This is a genomic window from Cnuibacter sp. UC19_7 (genome assembly GCF_042699995.1).
Taxonomy (GTDB): Bacteria; Actinomycetota; Actinomycetes; order Actinomycetales; family Microbacteriaceae; genus Cnuibacter.
On record NZ_CP170560.1, the window covers coordinates 2013294 to 2030655 of the forward strand.

Here is a 17362-nt window from a genome sequence, read left to right on the forward strand (position 1 = left end):
TCTCATCTAGGTCGGTTCCCCCATGATCCGAGCCGCTCGTCACGGCCGTGGGATCACGCTATCCGAGAAGGGACCCGGGCCGCCTACCCCCGTCCAGGAGGGGGCCGAGGTCTAGTCCGTCCCGGTGAGTCGCCTGGTCGCGACGACGAGCTCCGCGTTCGAGCCGACGACGGAGCCGTCGGGCAGCGTCCCGACGTCCTCGAGGCCGATCCGGACGCCCTTGCCGAGGCGCGCGGCCCGCTCGACCACGGCCCACGTCCCGTGCCCGATGCCGTGCTCCAGCTGCTCGAGGCCGACGCCGGCGGCGGCCACCACCGCCTCCATCTCTCCGATCAGCCCGAGCGCCGTCTCCGGATCCGGGTCCATCGCCTCGATCACCAGGCGCTCGAACCGATCCCAGCCGCCGAGGGCGACGAACCGCTCCGCATCCGCGACCGAGAGCACGCAGGCCTCGATCGCCACACCGCGCGAGACGAGCAGCGCCGACAGGTCGTCGATCCCCTGCTCGCCCTGGTTGGCCGAGATGAGGTCGGGCAGCTCCGTCCAGCCGCTCACCAGCTCGAGCCGACGCCGCGGATCGGGCTCGATCTCGGCGAAGGTGGTCACGTTGAGGGGGATGCCGGGGCAGCTCGCCCGCACCGCGCGCAGCATCCGGCCCACGTGCGTCGGCTCGAGCGACTCGCGCCCATCGTCGTCGAACGCGTGGAGATGCAGCAGGGTCGCGCCCGCCGCCACGCACCCCGCCGCGTCGCGTGCGATCTCGTCGGCGGTGCGGGGCATGGCCGGATGCGTGCTGTCGCCGTTGAGCGCGACCTGCAGGTGCGCCATCAGCGGGCGTCCGCGCGGTGCTCGTCCGCTCGGTGCTCGTCCGCGAGGCGCTCCCCGCGCTCGAAGGCCGCCTCTTCGCGCTCCCGCAGCTCGACACGACGGATCTTGCCCGAGATGGTCTTCGGCAGCACGAAGAACTCGATCCTGCGCACCCGCTCGTACGCGGAGAGCTGCTCCCGGGAGTGGCTGAAGATCGCCTCGGCGGTGGCCGCATCCGCGACCCAGCCCTCAGCGAGCGCCACGTACGCCTTCACGACGTTGTGCCTCGTCGCATCCGGAGCCGGCACGACGGCCGACTCGGCGACGGCCGGATGCTGCAGCAGCACGCTCTCGACCTCGAACGGCGACACCTTGTAGTCGGACGACTTGAAGATGTCGTCCGTGCGGCCCACGAACGTGATCGTGCCGTCCCCGTCGCGGGTGGCGACGTCGCCGGTGTGGAACCGGCCGTCGGCGCGGGCGCGGGTGGTGCGCTCGTCGTCGCCGAGGTAGCCCGACATCAGGTTCACCGGCTCCGGATCGAGCGCGAGGCAGATCTCACCGGTGTCCGCCGGCTCGCCCGTGACGGGGTCGACGATCTCGATGGCGACACCCGGCAGCGCCCGGCCCATCGCGCCCGGCACGATCGGACGGCCCGGCGGGTTGGCGATCACCGCGGTCATCTCGGTCTGGCCGTAGCCGTCGCGGATGGTGAGACCCCACGACTCCTCGACCTTCGCGATCACCCCGGGGTTCAGCGGCTCACCCGCCGAGAGGATCTCGCGAAGCGCCCGGGGGCAAGTGCCCAGGTCGGCCTGGATGAGCATCCGCCACACCGTCGGCGGGGCGCAGAAGCTGGACACGCCCGCCTCGTCGAGCCGGCGCAGCAGAGCGGCGGCGTCGAAGCGCGTGTAGTTGTAGACGAACACGGTCGCCTCGGCGATCCACGGCGCGAAGAAGCAGCTCCAGGCGTGCTTCCCCCACCCGGGCGAGCTGATCGCGAGGTGCACGTCGCGCGGCTGCACGCCGAGCCAGTACATCGTGCTGAGATGGCCCACAGGGTACGACTCGTGGGTGTGCACCACCATCTTCGGCTTCGACGTGGTGCCCGACGTGAAGTAGACGAGGCACGGGTCGTCGGTGTCGACGACGACGGACGGGGCGATGCCCTCAGCGTCGATGGAGTCGTCGTACTCGAGCCAGCCATCGACCGGGCCGCCCACCGCGATGAGCACCACGTCCTCGGCCTCGGGGAGCCCCTCGAACTTCGCCGCCTCAGAGGCGTCGGCGATGACGTGCGTCACCTCGCCGCGGTCGAGCCGGTCGGCGAGGTCGGCGGGCGAGAGCAGCACCGTGGTGGGGAGGATCACGGCGCCGAGCTTCATGATCGCCAGCATCGACTCCCACAGCTCGACGCGGTTGCCGAGCATGAGCATCACATGGTCGCCCTGCTCCACACCCTGCGCGTGCAGCCAGGCGGCGACCTCGTCGGAGCGCCAGCGCATCCGGTCGAAGCTCACCACCGTCTCGGAGCCGTCCTCCTCGACGATCCACAGCGCGGGCCTCTCGTTGCCGATCGCGATGGCGTCGAACCAGTCGACGGCCCAGTTGAAGTGCGGCCCCACATCCGGCCACCGGAACTCGGCTTCCGCCGCCTCCGCGTCGGTGCGGTGGGCGAGGAGGATGTCGCGCGCGGCCCGGAACTGCTCTGTCGGGTTCATCCTTCCAGTCTGGTGCATCCGCCCGGATGCGACCCGGTGGACAGGGTGCTGGAATGGGGTGTCGACGAGAGGATGCGCGATGCAGATCGATCTGACGGGCAAGACGGCGGCGGTGACGGGCTCGACCGGGGGGATCGGGTACGCCATCGCGAGGGGCCTCGCCGGGGCGGGAGCGCGCGTGGCGATCAACGGGCGCAGCGACGACTCGGTGCGGTCGGCGATCGAGCGGATGCGGTCGGAGCTGCCCGACGCCGAGCTGGTGAACGCGGTCGCCGACGTCACCACGCAGGAGGGGGCCGACCGGCTGCGGGAATCGGCCGGCGACGTCGACGTGCTCGTCAACAACCTCGGGATCTTCGGGGCCGTCCCGCCGCTCGAGATCGACGACGACGAGTGGCGGCGCTTCTTCGAGACCAACGTGCTCAGCGCCGCCCGCCTCATCCGGATGACCCTGCCGGGCATGATCGACCGCGGGTGGGGACGGGTGCTCTCGATCGCGAGCGACTCCGCCCTCGTGATCCCCGAGGAGATGATCCACTACGGGGCCTCGAAGACAGCGCTCCTCGCGGTCTCGCGCGGGTTCGCGAAGGCGGCCGCAGGCTCGGGCGTCACCGTCAACTCCGTGATCGCCGGCCCGACGCACACGCCGGGCGTCGAGGACTTCGTCTACCAGCTCGTCGACCGCTCCCTGCCGTGGGACGAGGCGCAGCGCGAGTTCATGCGCAGCCACCGGCCGCAGTCCCTGCTCCAGCGGCTCATCGAGCCGGAGGAGATCGCGAACCTGGTCTGCTACCTCGCCTCGCCGCTCGCCTCGGCGACCACGGGCGCCGCGGTGCGTGTAGACGGGGGCTACGTGGACTCGATCGTCCCGTAGCCCGGCCGCCGCCGCCACGGGCGGGTGCGGACGGGCGGGTGGGGCGCGGGGTTTCGCGCCCTCCCTGGCGTCTCGCGGGGCCATTGGCGCAGCGAGACGCCACACAGGGCGCGAAAGCCGAGGTGCGGGTGCCCGCTGCGGCCGCGGCCCACGCCCGGTAGCGCTGGGAGGATGGTGGGGTGGACATCGAGATGGCGGAGATCCCCGGGGGGACCGTGGGGCTCCACGACGCACGCCGGAAGGTCCGATGGAGCGTCGAGCTCGAGCCGTTCGAACTCGCGCGCTACCCGGTCACCGAGGAGCAGCTGGCCGAGATGCTCGGCGAGTCGGCCGCGCATCCGCGCCGGCCGGCGACGGGCGTCAGCTGGCTGCGCGCCGTGCGGTTCTGCAACGCCGCCTCCGAGTGGGAGGGACTGGACCCGGCGTACGGCGTCGACGGCGAGGAGGTGACCTGGCACGTGGATGCGGACGGGTTCCGCCTGCCCACCGAGGCCGAGTGGGAGCTGGCCTGCCGGGCCGGCTCGACCGGAGCGCACTACGGCCCCCTGCAGGAGGTGGCGTGGACCGCGGCCGACGGCCTCACGGCTCCCCAGGACATCGGCGGTCGGATGCCGAACGTCTACGGCCTCTTCGACACCCTCGGCAACGTGTGGGAGTGGTGCTGGGACCTCCTCGACCCCGCCCGCTACGGCGACTACCGGGTGTTCCGCGGCGGCGGCTTCGCCGACGATGCGTGGAGTGTCCGTGCCTCCACCCGCCGCGGCGGCGCACCGCGCACCACCCTCGAGGACCTCGGGTTCCGCGTCGCGCGCGGCGGGTTCGACGGGCCGGCGGATGCAGCGCAGGGCTGGTCTGCGGAGGTCGATCGGGAGCGCGCCGACGTCGACGGGCCCCTGCCCGTGGGCTGGACGCCGCTCGGGCGGCGATGAGCGGCAACGCGCGCGGCGGCGGCACGGGCGGCGGCGGCACGGCGGGCGCGGGCGGCGGCACGGCGGGCGCGGGCGGCGGCACGGCGGGCGCGGGCGCGACCGGGGCGGCCCGCTGGACCGGCACCACTCCGCCGCTGTCGCCGGCCTTCCCCGACGCCGTCCCGATCGCGGGCGCGACGGCCGCGGACGGCACCCGGCTCGCCGCCTGGACCCTCGGCCGCGGCGCGGGGCGCCCCCTGCTGCTCGTGCCCGGACAGGCGGTCGACCACCGATCCTGGCGCCTCGCCGCTCCCGTGCTGGGCGAGGGCCGGCCCCTCGTGCTCGTCGACCACCGGGGCACGGGTGCGAGCGACCCGAGCGCGACCGGGATCTTCTCGACCCGCGACCTCGCCGCCGACCTCGTGCGCGTACTGGATGCGGCGGGCCTCGACCGCGTCGACCTGCTCGGCCACTCGATGGGCGGCCGGGTGGCGCAGTGGTTCGCGATCGACCATCCGTCCCGGCTGGAACGTCTCGTGCTCGCTGCCACGAACTCCGGCGACCGTCACACCACCACCCGCGACCCGGAGGCGGGCGCGGCGCTCCGCTCGGGCGAGATCGCCCGCATCCGCCCCTTCTTCTTCGGCGACGACGTGCCGGTCGACGTGGCGCGGTCGCTGCTGGTGGTGACGACGGATGCGCGGTCGCGCCAGGCCCACTACCTCGCCAGCCGCCGTCACGACGCCCTCGCCGAGCTCGGCCGCATCGGCGCGCCCACGCTCGTGCTGCACGGCTCGACCGACCGCCTCACCCCGCCCGACAGCGCGCGCCTCATGGTGCACGCCATTCCGCGGGCTCGTCTGGCGATCCTCCGCGGCGCGGCTCACGGCGTCGTCCTCGACGGGGGCCTGGGCGCCTCCCTCGCCGCCCGCTTCCTCTCGCGCCCTGCCTGAGCGGCGTGCGGCGCGGAAGCAGGTCACCAGGTCTGCAGCTTCTCCGGGGTGAAGGCGATCGCCGTGCTGAACGACTCGCCGATCTGCTCGAGCGGCATCCCGTAGTCCGCTATCGCAGCGGAGTACTTGCTCTCGTACGCCTCGCGGAAGCCGGTCAGCACCTCGGCGGCGCCGCGGGGATCGATCTCGGCCGTGCCCGTCAGGATGACCACGTCGTCGCCGAACTCGCCACCCGCGTTGAGGTGCAGCACCACGCGCGACCCGGCCGCGACGTGCTTCACCTTCACGGTCTCAGGCCGACTGAACACCCACGCGCGCCCGTCGTCCCAGAAGAACCACACCGGTACCGCGTGAGGTGTGCCGTCGGGCCCCACCGTCGTGAACCAGGCGATCAGCTCCTCGGCGAGCATCCGCCTCGCCTTCTCGTGCTCGCTCGATGCCAGGTCGATGCCGCTCATGCCGCCTCCCTCTCCGTTCTATGCCTTCGGTACCCGCACCCTACGCTCGACCTCCGACGCTCGATCCCGCCCCACCCACGGCGGAAAGGATGGGCCGCATCATGTATAGGGCTTATACAAGGCGGTTCTCGTGACCATCACCAGCGTCGACATCGACCGAGAGAAGATCGAGCTCGCCAAGGCGATCACGGGAGCGTCCTCTGTCCGCGAGGTGGTCGACATCGCACTGAACCGCTTGATCGAGGCTGACCGATTCGATCCCGCTACGCTGGCCGATCGCATTCAGGAGATCCACGAGGGCACGCTCCGCCGCCTCGCCGATCGATGACGCGACTGCACGTCCCCAATGCGGCGGAGGTTCTCGAGACGTACGCGCGGGTAGCCGTACTGCCGACTCCACAGGTGCGCGACATCGGGCTCCTCGAATCTGCCCTTCAGCGAGCGAACCTGACGATCTACGGCAACGAGGTCTATCGGGATCCGCTGGTGAAGGTCGCAGCGGTCATCGACTCCATCAGTCGGAGCCATCCCCTGCTCGACGGCAACGAGAGGCTAGCTGTGCTGACGGCCGACATGATCCTCCTGGCCAACGGGTACAGATACGTCGGTGGTGACCGTGACGACGACCTCTTCGTCGAGCTCGCGGAACACCGGCTGGAGCTGCCGGAGATCGCGGGGAGATTGGCTGGGCTCTGGCGCAGTCGAGAGGCGTAGTGTGGCGGCGTGAGCGAACTCGACGACATCGCGGTGACCACCATCAAGGGTGAGCAGACCACCTTCGGGAAGCTGGCCGACGGGCGTGTGACGCTCGTGGTGAACGTGGCCTCCCGCTGCGGCCTGGCCCCTCAGTACGAGCAGCTCGAGGAGCTGCAGCGGACGTACGGCGAGCGCGGCTTCACCGTCATCGGCTTCCCCAGCAACCAGTTCCTGCAGGAGCTCGGCAGCGAGGAGAAGATCGAGGAGTACTGCTCCGCGACCTGGGGTGTGACCTTCCCGATGTCGGAGCGGGTGAAGGTGAACGGACGCAATGCGCATCCGCTCTACAAGGAGCTCACGGGTGTGCCGGATGCGGAGGGCAAGTCGGGCCGGATCACCTGGAACTTCGAGAAGTTCGTCGTGAGCCCCACGGGTGAGGTGCGCCGCTTCAGCCCGCGCACGAAGCCCGACGACCCCGAGATCGTGCAGACGATCGAGGGCTGGCTCCCGGCCTAGGTCGCTCGAGCCCGATGGTCGACAGGGCGATCCCCGACCTGCCCTCACGCGACCTCTCCCGGACGGCACGCAGCTCCACCTCATCGAGGACGCCCCGGCAGACGCGTAGCGCGCAAGCGCTCAGAAGGATCAGAAGGAGGAGAAGCCGCCCGTCGTGGCGAACAGTGCCAGCGCGAGGACGAGGACGTTGAGCACCGCGCCCACGATCGCGGCGACGGGGGTCCCGAGCTTCGAGGCGAAGCCGACGATGAGGCCCACGAGCGACAGCACGAAGCCCAGCGCGGCGATCAGGATGGACAGCGGGATGACGGCCAGCAGGTACCAGGCCGCGTTCATCTGGCCGGGCAGCAGAGCCCAGATCACGATCGCGAGCGGCATCACCACCGCGATCAGTCCGATCACGATCCCGGCGATGCCCAGACCCCTGGCCACCGGATGCGCCTTCACTCGGGCGAGAGCCGCCCCGTCCCCCGTTGTCGTCATGCAGCGACCCTAGCGTCCGACCCGTGCGCTGACCAGGGGTGAGATCGAGGCCTGAGACGACCGGCTCAGGGCTGCAGGTGGTCCGCGATCCATCCCCCGCCCGAGCGGGTGTATCGCAGCCGCCGGTGCAGGCGATCGCGGCGCCCGAGCCAGAACTCGACCTCGTCGGGCACGAGGCGGATCGCCCGCCACGCCACCGGGCGGGGCACATCGTCGCCGCTGTCGTCGAGCAGGCGGGCGGCCGCGGCAGCCAGCGCCGCTCGGCCCTCCGCAGGTCCGCCCTCGTACGGCGTCGACTGGCGCGCGACGGCGGTCGCGGCTCGGGAGCGGGGTGACCGGTCGGCGAAGAGCGCATCCGACTCGGCGTCGTCGAGGATCTCGACGCGCCCCTCGAATCGCAGCTGCTGCATGGTCTCGCGCCAGTACGCCTGCAGGGCGGCGTGCGGGTTCTCGAGCAGGACGCCGCCCTTGCGGCTGTCGAGCGAGGTGCCGAAGACGAGTCCGGTGTCGTCGATCCGCTTCACGTCGACGGATCGGGCGCTCACGGATCCGCTTTGCGCGGCGGTCGCGAGCGTCATCGACAGCGGCTCGGCGACGCCGATCTCGCGGGCGGCGGCGAGCCACTCCCGCGCCAACGCGAGGGGCTCGGCGGGCGGCTCGGTGAACTCCGGCAGGTCGGGTGTCTCGGCACCGGAGAGCGGGGTGCCGGTGCTCGGCGCATCCGTCATGTCAGCTCCAATCGCATGATCACGCGCGGGAATCCGTTGATCACCGACGTGGTGTCGGCGGCCTTCGTGAAGCCCGCCCGTTCGAACAGGGCCCGGGTGCCCACGTACGCCATCGTGAGGTCGACCCGCTCGCCGCCGTTGTCGACGGGGTACGCCTCGATCGCGGGCGCCCCGGACGACCGGGCGAAGTCGACCGCGCCGGCGACGAGCGAGTGTGAGACACCCTGACCACGGTGGCCCGGCCGCACCCGGATGCACCACAACGACCAGACGTCGAGGTCGTCGACGTGCGGGATCCTGCGGTTCGTGGCGAACGACGTGTCGGCCCGGGGATGCACGGCCGCCCACCCCACGACCTCGTCGCCCTCGTAGGCGAGCACCCCGGGCGCCGGGGTCTCGCGCACCAGCTGCTTCACGCGCTCACCGCGCTCCCGCCGCGCGAGCGACAGGTTCTCCTTCGAGCGGAGGCGGTAGCTGAGGCACCAGCACACGTTCGAGTCGGGGTTCTTCGGCCCCACCATGGTCGCGACGTCGGCGAACACCGTCGCCGGCCGCACCTCGATCGCCATGCCGCCACGCTACCGCGCACCCCCGACCCCGCCCCTCCGCACGCCGCCCCCGCGCCGCACTGCGCCGCGCTGCGCCGCGTGCGACGCGTACCGTCGAGACGCGAGAAGACGCCCCTCTGGGAGAGTGAGAGGGGCGTCTTCTCGCCGTTCGACGTGGCCCGCGGCGGGTGGGGAGACTACCGCGGGCCACGCCGACCGCTAGGCGCGGCTCCGGCGGAGGCGGCGCATCAGGAGCAGCGCACCCCCGGCGAGGATCACCAGGAGCGCGAGGCCCCCGGCGAGGCCTGCGCCCAGCGTGTCGGCACCCGTGTTGCTCAGGTGCGACGCGGCCGAGCCGCTCGCCGGTCCGGTCACCCCGGTGCTGCCGTCACCGGGCGTGCGCGGGGGCAGCACCTGGAACGGAAGCGACACGGGGATGTTCGACACCTCGCCGGTCACGGTGACCGTGTGGTCGCCGATCTCGGCGTCGGCCGGCACCGCGAACGTGAGGGCGATGGCGCCCTTGTCGCTGGCGACCGCCGTGCCCACCTCCACAGGGTCGGAGTGGAAGACCACGTGCGCGGTCTCGCCGGGCGCGAAGCCCTCTCCGATCACCGTGACCAGCTCGCCGGGGCGAGCCGAGTCGGAGTCGAGGTGGATCTGCGGGTTGTAGACCGGATCGACGGTCGGCGGTACCACCTGGATGGTGGCGGTCGCCGGCATGGCCGACTCGGCGCCGGTCGCGACGATCGCGTAGATCGCGGGCTGCGCGTCCGACGGCACCGTGAGCGAGGCGGAGATCGCCCCGTCGGAGCCGGCGGTCACCGTCTGCCGGACCTCGGGCGAGGTCTGCAGCACCACGTCGACGCTCTCGCCGGCCTTGAAGCCGGTGCCGCTGACCGCCACCGAGGTGCCCGCGAGCACCTTGTCGGCCGGGTCGGCGGTGATCGCCGTCGTGTAGACCGGAGCGGCCGCGATGGTCGCCTTCAGCGTGAGCTGCGAGGTCGCCGCCGTGGTCGCCACCGTGACGGAGACCGTGTACGTCCCGGCCGCCGCGTAGGTGTGCGTCCCACTGAGCGCCATCGAGCCGTCGGCGCCCGTCGTGATCGTCGCATCCTCGGTCACCGTGCCGTCGCCCCACTGGACGCGGGCCAGCGGCGCCTCGGCCTTCGGGTCGGTCGGCACGACGGTGGCGAGAGCGGCCGTGAGCGACTCGCCCGCGGTGCCCGTCACATCCGCCCCCGCCGTAGCGGTGAAGGAGGTGTCGACCGGCAGCTCGCCGTCCGAGGCGATGGCGAACACGTGTACGCGTCCTTCCACGCTCGGCTCACCGGGCTGGTCGGGCATCGTGATGCTCGCCACGGTCTTCCCGTCGGGGACGGTGTAGGGCACCGTCGAGAAGAAGTACGGAGCGGCACCGTTCTGGCTGCCGCCGACCAGGCGGTACGCCGACTTCACGACCTCGATGTTCCCGTAGGGCGCGGTGGCGGACTGGTTGCCGCCCTTCGTCCAGTCGGAGAACTGCAGCGGGATCGACGCCGTCGTGTCGTCGGTGAAGGTCACCGTCGCCGTCGTGTCCTGGTTCTTCTCGGTCGCGGCTCCGATGAACGAGAGCTGCGTCGCGCCGGCGCCGAGGTCGACCGCGATGGTCTGCCCGTCTCCGGTCGCGTTGTCGGGCGCACCCACCGGCAGCGCCGGGATGGTGAACCTCAGGTCGGTGCCGGGCACCTGCATGGGCTTGCCGAACGTCACGCCGGCCGCGATGAGCGCCTGACGCGAGTACGAGATGCCCTTGGCGTCGCAGTTCGCGCCGCCGATGCCGTCGTCGCCGATGCAGACGTTGTCGTACGCGGCGAGGAGGCTGCCCTCCTCGACGTAGGCCACGGTGATCGACACGAGGCCGATCGTGGTGGTGACTCCGTCGGTGAGGGTGACCCGGGCCTGGTACACGCCGGGAAGCGCGTACTCGTGGCCGGCCGACACGGGGGTGTTGCCGAGGTCTGCCGCACCGAGCTTCGCCGGGACAGGCGCCGATCCGTCGCCCCAGTCGACCGTGGCCGAGTAGCCCTCGGCGACACCGCCCGAGGCGATGCCGAGCGCGAACTCCTTCTCGACGCCCGAGGAGGCGGCGAGCCCGTCGGCTGCGCTGAAGCGCAGGTCGGCGGCCTGGGCGCCGGTGCCGTCGGTGAGCAGCTCGATCTCGCTCAGCGCGATGGTCGGGTCGCCCGCCGTGACGGTGAGGCGGTACTGCTGGTAGGGAGCCGGGCGCTCGATCTGGAACGGGACCGTCTGGTTGCGCTGCGCGAACGTGCGTCCGCTCCGCTCGTCCAGGGTCGACCAGGTCACGCCGTCGTCGCTGCCCTCGAGCTTCCACGCCGACGGGTCGGCCTTCGCCGCTCCCGAGGTGAGCGTGTAGAAGCTCGGCGCCTGGCTGGCGCCCTTGTAGGTGACGGTGACCGACGGGGTGGCCCCGGCGAAGGTGACCTGCGTCCGCGACGAGTCGTCCGTCAGCGCGGCCACGTTCTCGCCGCCCGCGCTCGACACCGAGGCGAGCGTGGGCTCGGTGGTGTCCTTCAGCGGGGTGGCGATGTCGGAGCCCTCGGTGAGCGACGGGAGGTCGTCACCCTCGCCCGTGCCCCACGCGCTGGGCTCGGAGCCCATCGTGAAGTCGAGCGTGCCGCCGTCGGTGAGGACGTGCGAGTCGAGCGTCGTGCTGGTGTACTCCGCGCCGTTCACGCGCAGCGACTGCACGTACTTGTTGGCGGTGGAGTTGTTCGGCGCGTTGACCACCAGGTCCTTGCCGCCCGCGAGGTGCACGGTCGCCTTCGTGAACAGCGGCGACCCGAGCACGACCTGGTCGGATCCGACCTGGAGCGGGTAGAAGCCGAGCGCGTTGAAGAGGTACCAGGCGCTCATCTCGCCGTTGTCCTCGTCACCGGCGTAGCCCTGGCCGATGGCGCCACCGGCGTAGGAGCGCTGGAGCGCCTCACGCACGATCGACTGCGCCTTCCAGGGCGCTCCCGCCTCGTTGTACATGAAGGGGATGTGGTGGCTGACCTGGTTGCTGACGCCCCACTGGCCGTAGCGGCCGTCGCGGGCCTCCACCATCTCGTGGATCGAGCCGGTGGTCGTCTCCGGGGTGGAGAAGAAGGCGTCGAGCTTGTCCTCGAGGCCCTGCTTGCCGCCGTAGAGGTTGGCCAGACCGTTCGGGTCCTGCGGAGCGTGGAACGCGAAGTTCCAGCCGTTGGTCTCCGTGTAGGGGCCCCACCAGGTCTTCGGGTCGTACTCGTCCGCCGGGGTCTGGAAGGTGCCGTCGGCGTTGCGGGCCTGGAAGAACCCGATGGACGGGTCGAACAGGTTCACGTAGCCGCGAGCGCGCTCCAGGTAGTAGGCGCTCTCCTCCTTCAGCTGCTCGACGCGGTCGGCCGGCGTGCGCGGGTCGTTCGCGAGGGCGGCGGCCATGTTGCCGATGCCGAAGTCGTTGATGTAGCCCTCCGCGGCCCACGAGACGCTCTCGCCCTGGGTCGCCGGCGTGTAGCCGAGGAAGATCGACGAGTTCAGGCTCTTGCGGCCCACGCTGTCGTTCGACGACGGCACCGACGCGTTCTTGATGGCGGCGTCGTAGGTGGCCAGCGCATCCGGCAGCGGCACCGAGCGCACGTAGGCGTCGGCGAACGCGACGTCGGAGGACGTGCCCGTCATGATGTTGGCGTACCCGGGCGAGGACCAGCGGGCGATCCAGCCGCCGTCGCGGTACTGCTGCGTGAAGCCGTCCACCAGCTCGGCGGCGAGATCCGGATACAGGATCGAGTACATCGGCCAGACGGTCCGGTAGGTGTCCCAGAAGCCGTTGTTGACGTACATCTTGCCGTCCTTGACGACCGCGCCGGTCGTCTCGGCGGTGCTCGCGCCGCCCTTCGTCACCGGGCTCGCGTACTGGTACACGGGCGCGTCGACCGTGCCGGTGTTCTCGAACTGCGAGTTCGGGTAGAGGTTCAGGCGGTAGAGGTTGCTGTACGTGGTGCGCAGCTCGGTCTCGGTGGCGCCCTCGACCTCGAGCACGCCGAGGCGGTCGTTCCACGCCGACCTCGCGGTGTCGCGGACCTGGTCGAAGCCCTGGCCGCCGACCTCCATGGCGAGGTTCTGCTGCGCCTGGTCGAGGCTCAGATAGCTGGTCGCCACGCGGAGCAGGACCTGGTGGTCGTCGCCCGCGCCGAAGCTGAACTTCGCGAACTTGGTCAGCTGGCGGCCGCCCTGGGCGGTACCGGTGCTGGTGGGCGCCTGGTCGAGCACGCCGTAGATGAACATGCGCGTGCGGCCGGTGTCGCCCGCGGCGCCGTTCTCGACCCATCCCGTGACGGTGCCGTCGGCGGCGATGTTCAGGCTGCCCTCGTTCGTCGAGCCGTTCGGGGCGTCGAGGACGATGCTGCCCGAGTCGCCGGGGAACGTGAAGCGCATCACGGCCGCGTGGTCGGTCGGAGTGACCTCGGCCTTGACGCCGCTGTCGAGCGTCACGCCGTAGTAGTCGGGCTGCGCAGTCTCGTTGTCGTGACCGAAGCGGTCGGCGCGCGCGTGCCAGTCACCGGCGGGGGTGCCGGATCCCGACACGGGCATCACCGAGAACTGGTTTCGGTCGCCCATCCAGGGGCTCGGCTCGTGCGAGAAGCCGAGGCCCTCGAACCGGGTGCGGTTGCTGTCGTCGTTGTCCTGCTGCCAGGAGTACTCGCGGGAGTTGGCGCCGGCGTTGGTGAGCGGGACGAGGAAGTTGAACCCGTTGGGCATCGCGGTGATGGCCTCGTTCGAGCCGCGCGAGAACGCGCTCGAGGAGTTGGTGCCACGGCGGGTGTCGACGTAGTTCGTCAGGCTCGATCCGTCGATGGTCGCCGGGGCGGACTCGATGCGGATGTCGTCGAGGTAGCCGCCGAACGCGGTGTCGGCGGTGCCGCCGGGGTTGTCGTAGTGGAACTGCACCGCGGTCACGGTCTTGCCCGCGGCGATGGTGCCGAGGTCGATCTCGACCTGGTTCCACTGGTTCGGGTAGAGCACCTTGCCGGCACCCTGACCCTCGGCGGTGGCGTCGATGCCGTAGATGTCGACGGGCTTGAGGTCGGAGAGCTCGCTGCCGTCGCTGAACCGCAGGTCGACGGCCGAGTAGGTCGACGGGTACTGCAGGTCGTTGGCGGTGAGCTCGGGGAAGATCATGTAGCTCAGACGGCTGGTCGCACCCACGGCGACGTCGACGTCGAAGAGGCGGTTCGTGAACGACGCCTCACCGGCGGCGCTGTGCTCGCCCGCGTAGCGAAGCGAGTGCGTGCCGGTCCAACCGACGCGCGCCTTCATGTTGTAGCCGGAGCTCGGGCCGGTGGCGACGCCGGTGGTCACCGGCGCGGCAGGGGCGCTCGGGTCGACCTCGGCGACGAGGTCCCAGTCGGCGAGCTGGATGAGGCCGCCGGAGTGGTTCACGATACCGTCGAGCTTGTAGTACGAGTACGCGCCCGGGGTCTGGATGGTGTAGCTCTTCTTGACGCCGCGGTCCGCATCCGCCCACGTCTGGTTGGTCTGCGTGTCGAGGTCGACCCACGTGCTGCCGTCGGTCGAGCCCTTCAGCACCCACTGCTTGGGGTCGCGCTCGGGAGCGTCGTTGCCGGAGGTGAGCGTGTATGTCACGGCGGTGGCGACGTTCTGCAGCTGGTACTGCAGCCAGCCCTGCGGCTGGAAGACCAGCCACTTGGTGCCGGGGTTCCCGTCGGCCGCCCAGATGGCCGCCTCGTTGGGGGCGTTCTCGCCGCTCGCCGTCACGGTCTTGACGCTGCCGAGCAGGCTGCCGCCGCCGGGGCCCTCGACGTTCTGCTGGAGCGGCGTGCCGTCGGCGGCGAGCTCGACACGATCGGCGAACGGAGCCGCCTGATCGGTCTCGAACGAGTTGAAGAACTCGGTCTGGCTCGCGGCCTGAGCCGGGGCCACCGAGGCCAGCGGGATCATGGCGGCGACGACGGCGGCCACCACGATCGGTGCGGCGAGCCGCCCGGATCGTGTGGAGCGCCTTCGCGAGGAGCGCGGGTGGGCGAAGGGAGCGACCGGCATGCGGGGGCCTTTCGACACTGAAAGAGGAATGGTGACTGCGGACGCAGACGCATCCGACTGGGTCACCGTATCGACCCCCAAAGGGGTATGTCAACGTTGTCTGTCAACGTTGTCTTACTCAGAGCCGCTAGTCTTCTGCCATGAGCGGCCCGATGACGAGGACCCGCGCGACGATGAGCGACGTCGCGGCGGCGGCCGGCGTGAGCCTGAAGACCGTCTCGCGAGTCGTGAACCGGGACGGATACGTCAGCGCCGAGACCCTGGCGACCGTGCAGGAGGCCATCCAGCGCCTCGGCTTCCGGCGCAACGAGTTCGCCCGCCAGCTGCGCCAGGGCACGACCGCGACCATCGGCCTCATCATGGAGGACGTCGCCGACCCGTTCTACTCCGTGCTCACCCGCGCGGTCGAGGACGTCGCGCTCGCCCACAACTACCTGCTGCTCTCGGCGTCGTCGAACGAGGATGCGAGCCGCTCCCGCCAGATCGTCGAGTCGTTCAGCTCGCGCGGTGCCGACGGCATCATCCTCGCGCCGGCGCAGGGCACCGACCCCGCCTTCCTCGAGGCCGAGATCGCCGCGGGGTGCTCCATCGTCTTCGTCGACCGCGCCGTCCCCGGGATCGAGGCCGACACGGTGCTCGCCGACAACGCCGGTGGCACCTGCGAGGGCGTCGCCCACCTGATCTCGCACGGCCACCGGCGCATCGCGTTCTTCGGCGACGACGCGTCGGTCTTCACCGCCGGGGAGCGCCTCTCCGGATACCGGCTCGCGCTGACGGATGCGGGCATCCGCTACGACGACGATCTCGTGCTGCTCGCCGCCCCCACCCGAGACGACCTCGAGGCCCAGGTCGACCGCATCCTCGACCTCGACGACCCGCCCACCGCGATCTTCGCCGGCAACAACCGGTGGAGCGTCCGGCTGCTCCGCCATCTCAAGGCGCGCGGCGAGATCGCGACCCACGCGTTCGTGGGCTTCGACGACTTCGAGCTGAGCGACGTGCTCGACCCCGGCGTCACCGTCATCGCGCAGGATCCCGCCACCATGGGCGAGCTCTCCGCCGACCTGCTGCTCCGCCGCGTCGCCGGCGACCGCCGCGCGTTCCAGCAGGTGCGCCTCCGCCCGCGCCTCGTCGTGCGCGGCTCGGGCGAGATCCCCGGCCCCCGCCCGTAGCGCGCCTCCGGGTTTCGCCACGCTCCTGGCGCTTCGCCATGCGCATGCAGGTGGCGAAGCGCCAGGAGTGTGGCGGAACTGTTAAGGTCAGCGCGGCATGCAGGCGGAGATGTCCGCGGGCGCGGGGGTGGGCTCGGGCACGTCCGCCGGCGCGGGGGTGGGCTCGGGCACGTCCGCCGGCGCGGACGCGGACGCGGGCGCTGCCGCGGGCGCGGGCACTGCCGCGGATGCGGCGGCGCGGCGGCGGCGCGTGGACGCGGTGAGGAAGAACGCGAGGGCGAGGGCGGTGACGACCGCGCCGGCGATCGGGAGCGCGATGGGGCCGCCGAGGGAGAGCGCGGCGGTGCCGAGCGGAGGGGCGACCGCGATCCCCACGTACATCGCGGTCGAGTACCAGCCGAGGGTCAGCGCGGCGGACTCCGGGTCCACGCTCACCAGGCGGTGCTGGACGGGGATCGCGATCGCGAAGGCGGCCACACCCCACACCGCGAACACCACGATGGAGGCCACGAACGACGACTCCACGAACGTGAGGACCCCGAGCGCCGCGACCTGACCGCCCAGGGCGACGATCGCCGTGAGGCGGCTGCCGAGGCGGTCGGTCGCCGGTCCCGCCACCAGGTTGCCGATCACACCCGCGGCGCCGTAGCTCAGCAGCAGGACGGCCAGCAGCGCGCCGGAGCCGCCCGTCGCCTCCGCCGTGACCGCGGAGCTGAAGATGTACACCACGTTGAACCCGGCGATCATGAGGAAGGTGGTCGCCAGCAGGGCCAGGATGCGGGGCTCGGCGAGCGGGGCGAGTCGCCTGCGCAACGAGACGGGGGCGGACACCGGCACCCCTCGGACGACGAGCGGGATCAGGACGATGAGCACCGCGGCGATGCCGACCAGGATCCACATCGGGGTCCGCCAGCCGGCCGCTCCCCCGAATGCCGTGCCGAACGGCGATCCGACCGCGGTGGCCAGCGTGAAGCCCGCACCGACGAGTGCGAGTGCCTGCCCGCGTCGTTCGGGGCGGGCGAGCAGGGCGGCGGAGGCGGTGGCCGTGGGGACGAGCGCCGCTCCACCCAGACCCGAGAGGGTACGGCCGGCGATGAACCAGCCGACGGAGTCGCTGGCCGCGGCGACCGCGGTGCCGAGCGCGAACACGGCCAACCCCGCGGCCATGAGCACCGGGCGCGGCACTCGCGCGAGCACGATCGAGACGAGCGGGGAGACGACGGCCACCACGATCGCATAGCTGGTGATGGAGTAGCTGACCTCGGTCGGGGAGACGCCGAGGTCGCCGGCGATGTCGGGCAGGAGGCCGGCGATGACGAAGGCGTTGGTGCCCACGACGAACATCGCGAGGGCGAGGAGGAGCAGCGGGGGAAGGGAGGTGCGGTACGATCGTTCGATCGATGTCATACGGTGA

15 protein-coding genes are annotated in these 17362 nt (G+C 71.4%); 7 read left to right on the forward strand and 8 right to left on the reverse strand.

All coding sequences use genetic code 11. The features are described 5' to 3' along the window. Nucleotides 1–111: 111 nt before the first annotated feature. Nucleotides 112–828, reverse strand: coding sequence for a 3-keto-5-aminohexanoate cleavage protein (locus tag ACFJGV_RS09475; protein ID WP_378143649.1), 717 nt, complete (start codon nucleotides 826–828; stop codon nucleotides 112–114). Next, a complete protein-coding gene (locus ACFJGV_RS09480) occupies nucleotides 828–2528 on the reverse strand; it encodes an AMP-binding protein (protein ID WP_378143650.1) in 1701 nt (566 codons plus the stop codon). Before ACFJGV_RS09480 ends, ACFJGV_RS09475 begins: the two co-directional genes overlap by 1 nt. A 79-nt stretch (nucleotides 2529–2607) precedes the next feature. Between ACFJGV_RS09480 and ACFJGV_RS09485 the strand changes: the two genes are divergently transcribed. From ACFJGV_RS09485 to ACFJGV_RS09495, 3 genes are all read left to right on the forward strand, one after another. Next, on the forward strand, nucleotides 2608–3402 hold the full coding sequence (locus ACFJGV_RS09485) for an SDR family NAD(P)-dependent oxidoreductase (RefSeq protein ID WP_378143651.1): 795 nt from the start codon (nucleotides 2608–2610) through the stop codon (nucleotides 3400–3402). 191 nt (nucleotides 3403–3593) lie between these two features. Continuing rightward, nucleotides 3594–4331, forward strand: a complete 738-nt coding sequence (locus tag ACFJGV_RS09490; RefSeq protein WP_378148679.1) for a formylglycine-generating enzyme family protein — start codon at nucleotides 3594–3596, stop codon at nucleotides 4329–4331. Further along, entirely contained in the window at nucleotides 4328–5263 is a 936-nt protein-coding gene (locus ACFJGV_RS09495) for an alpha/beta fold hydrolase (RefSeq protein WP_378143652.1), read from the forward strand. Before ACFJGV_RS09490 ends, ACFJGV_RS09495 begins: the two co-directional genes overlap by 4 nt. Before the next feature lie 23 nt (nucleotides 5264–5286). On the opposite strand, the gene ACFJGV_RS09500 is transcribed toward ACFJGV_RS09495, so the two are convergent. Then, the gene (locus ACFJGV_RS09500) at nucleotides 5287–5721 is read right to left on the reverse strand and encodes a pyridoxamine 5'-phosphate oxidase family protein (protein WP_378143653.1); all 435 of its coding nucleotides are present in this window, start codon (nucleotides 5719–5721) and stop codon (nucleotides 5287–5289) included. A 130-nt stretch (nucleotides 5722–5851) separates the two neighbouring features. Between ACFJGV_RS09500 and ACFJGV_RS09505 the strand changes: the two genes are divergently transcribed. The 3 genes from ACFJGV_RS09505 to ACFJGV_RS09515 all read left to right on the forward strand — a co-directional run bounded on the left by ACFJGV_RS09505 (nucleotide 5852) and on the right by ACFJGV_RS09515 (nucleotide 6933). Further along, nucleotides 5852–6049 (forward strand): type II toxin-antitoxin system VapB family antitoxin, encoded by a 198-nt coding sequence (locus ACFJGV_RS09505; protein ID WP_378143654.1) that lies wholly within the window; start codon nucleotides 5852–5854, stop codon nucleotides 6047–6049. A gap of 74 nt (nucleotides 6050–6123) precedes the next feature. Then, a complete protein-coding gene (locus ACFJGV_RS09510) occupies nucleotides 6124–6435 on the forward strand; it encodes a type II toxin-antitoxin system death-on-curing family toxin (protein WP_378143655.1) in 312 nt (103 codons plus the stop codon). Nucleotides 6436–6444: 9 nt separating this feature from the next. Further along, the gene (locus ACFJGV_RS09515; RefSeq protein ID WP_378143656.1) at nucleotides 6445–6933 is read left to right on the forward strand and encodes a glutathione peroxidase; all 489 of its coding nucleotides are present in this window, start codon (nucleotides 6445–6447) and stop codon (nucleotides 6931–6933) included. Between the two features lie 129 nt (nucleotides 6934–7062). On the opposite strand, the gene ACFJGV_RS09520 is transcribed toward ACFJGV_RS09515, so the two are convergent. The 4 genes from ACFJGV_RS09520 to ACFJGV_RS09535 form a co-directional block, all read right to left on the reverse strand. After that, the gene (locus ACFJGV_RS09520; protein WP_378143657.1) at nucleotides 7063–7416 is read right to left on the reverse strand and encodes a hypothetical protein; all 354 of its coding nucleotides are present in this window, start codon (nucleotides 7414–7416) and stop codon (nucleotides 7063–7065) included. A gap of 65 nt (nucleotides 7417–7481) precedes the next feature. Then, complete coding sequence (locus tag ACFJGV_RS09525; protein ID WP_378143658.1) at nucleotides 7482–8144, reverse strand: pyridoxal 5'-phosphate synthase; 663 nt, start codon at nucleotides 8142–8144, stop codon at nucleotides 7482–7484. After that, nucleotides 8141–8713, reverse strand: a complete 573-nt coding sequence (locus tag ACFJGV_RS09530) for a GNAT family N-acetyltransferase (RefSeq protein ID WP_378143659.1) — start codon at nucleotides 8711–8713, stop codon at nucleotides 8141–8143. The genes ACFJGV_RS09525 and ACFJGV_RS09530 overlap by 4 nt, the downstream gene beginning before the upstream one ends. Nucleotides 8714–8911: 198 nt before the next feature. Further along, the gene (locus ACFJGV_RS09535; RefSeq protein WP_378143660.1) at nucleotides 8912–14776 is read right to left on the reverse strand and encodes a GH92 family glycosyl hydrolase; all 5865 of its coding nucleotides are present in this window, start codon (nucleotides 14774–14776) and stop codon (nucleotides 8912–8914) included. 140 nt (nucleotides 14777–14916) lie between these two features. Here ACFJGV_RS09535 and ACFJGV_RS09540 point away from each other — a divergent pair, with 140 nt between their 5' ends. Continuing rightward, on the forward strand, nucleotides 14917–15948 hold the full coding sequence (locus tag ACFJGV_RS09540) for a LacI family DNA-binding transcriptional regulator (RefSeq protein WP_378143661.1): 1032 nt from the start codon (nucleotides 14917–14919) through the stop codon (nucleotides 15946–15948). Between the two features lie 87 nt (nucleotides 15949–16035). Here the strand turns inward: ACFJGV_RS09540 and ACFJGV_RS09545 are convergent, their stop codons facing one another. Continuing rightward, a complete protein-coding gene (locus ACFJGV_RS09545) occupies nucleotides 16036–17355 on the reverse strand; it encodes an MFS transporter (protein WP_378143662.1) in 1320 nt (439 codons plus the stop codon). Between the last annotated feature and the right edge of the window lie 7 nt (nucleotides 17356–17362).

Bases quoted from the DNA above. Each gene is read 5' to 3' on its own strand.
- ACFJGV_RS09475 (WP_378143649.1), bottom strand. From the start codon at position 828: ATGGCGCACCTGCAGGTCGCGCTCAACGGCGACAGCACGCATCCGGCC.
- ACFJGV_RS09480 (WP_378143650.1), bottom strand. From the start codon at position 2,528: ATGAACCCGACAGAGCAGTTCCGGGCCGCGCGCGACATCCTCCTCGCC.
- ACFJGV_RS09485 (WP_378143651.1), top strand. From the start codon at position 2,608: ATGCAGATCGATCTGACGGGCAAGACGGCGGCGGTGACGGGCTCGACC.
- ACFJGV_RS09490 (WP_378148679.1), top strand. From the start codon at position 3,594: ATGGCGGAGATCCCCGGGGGGACCGTGGGGCTCCACGACGCACGCCGG.
- ACFJGV_RS09495 (WP_378143652.1), top strand. From the start codon at position 4,328: ATGAGCGGCAACGCGCGCGGCGGCGGCACGGGCGGCGGCGGCACGGCG.
- ACFJGV_RS09500 (WP_378143653.1), bottom strand. From the start codon at position 5,721: ATGAGCGGCATCGACCTGGCATCGAGCGAGCACGAGAAGGCGAGGCGG.
- ACFJGV_RS09520 (WP_378143657.1), bottom strand. From the start codon at position 7,416: ATGACGACAACGGGGGACGGGGCGGCTCTCGCCCGAGTGAAGGCGCAT.
- ACFJGV_RS09525 (WP_378143658.1), bottom strand. From the start codon at position 8,144: ATGACGGATGCGCCGAGCACCGGCACCCCGCTCTCCGGTGCCGAGACA.
- ACFJGV_RS09530 (WP_378143659.1), bottom strand. From the start codon at position 8,713: ATGGCGATCGAGGTGCGGCCGGCGACGGTGTTCGCCGACGTCGCGACC.
- ACFJGV_RS09535 (WP_378143660.1), bottom strand. From the start codon at position 14,776: ATGCCGGTCGCTCCCTTCGCCCACCCGCGCTCCTCGCGAAGGCGCTCC.
- ACFJGV_RS09540 (WP_378143661.1), top strand. From the start codon at position 14,917: ATGAGCGGCCCGATGACGAGGACCCGCGCGACGATGAGCGACGTCGCG.
- ACFJGV_RS09545 (WP_378143662.1), bottom strand. From the start codon at position 17,355: ATGACATCGATCGAACGATCGTACCGCACCTCCCTTCCCCCGCTGCTC.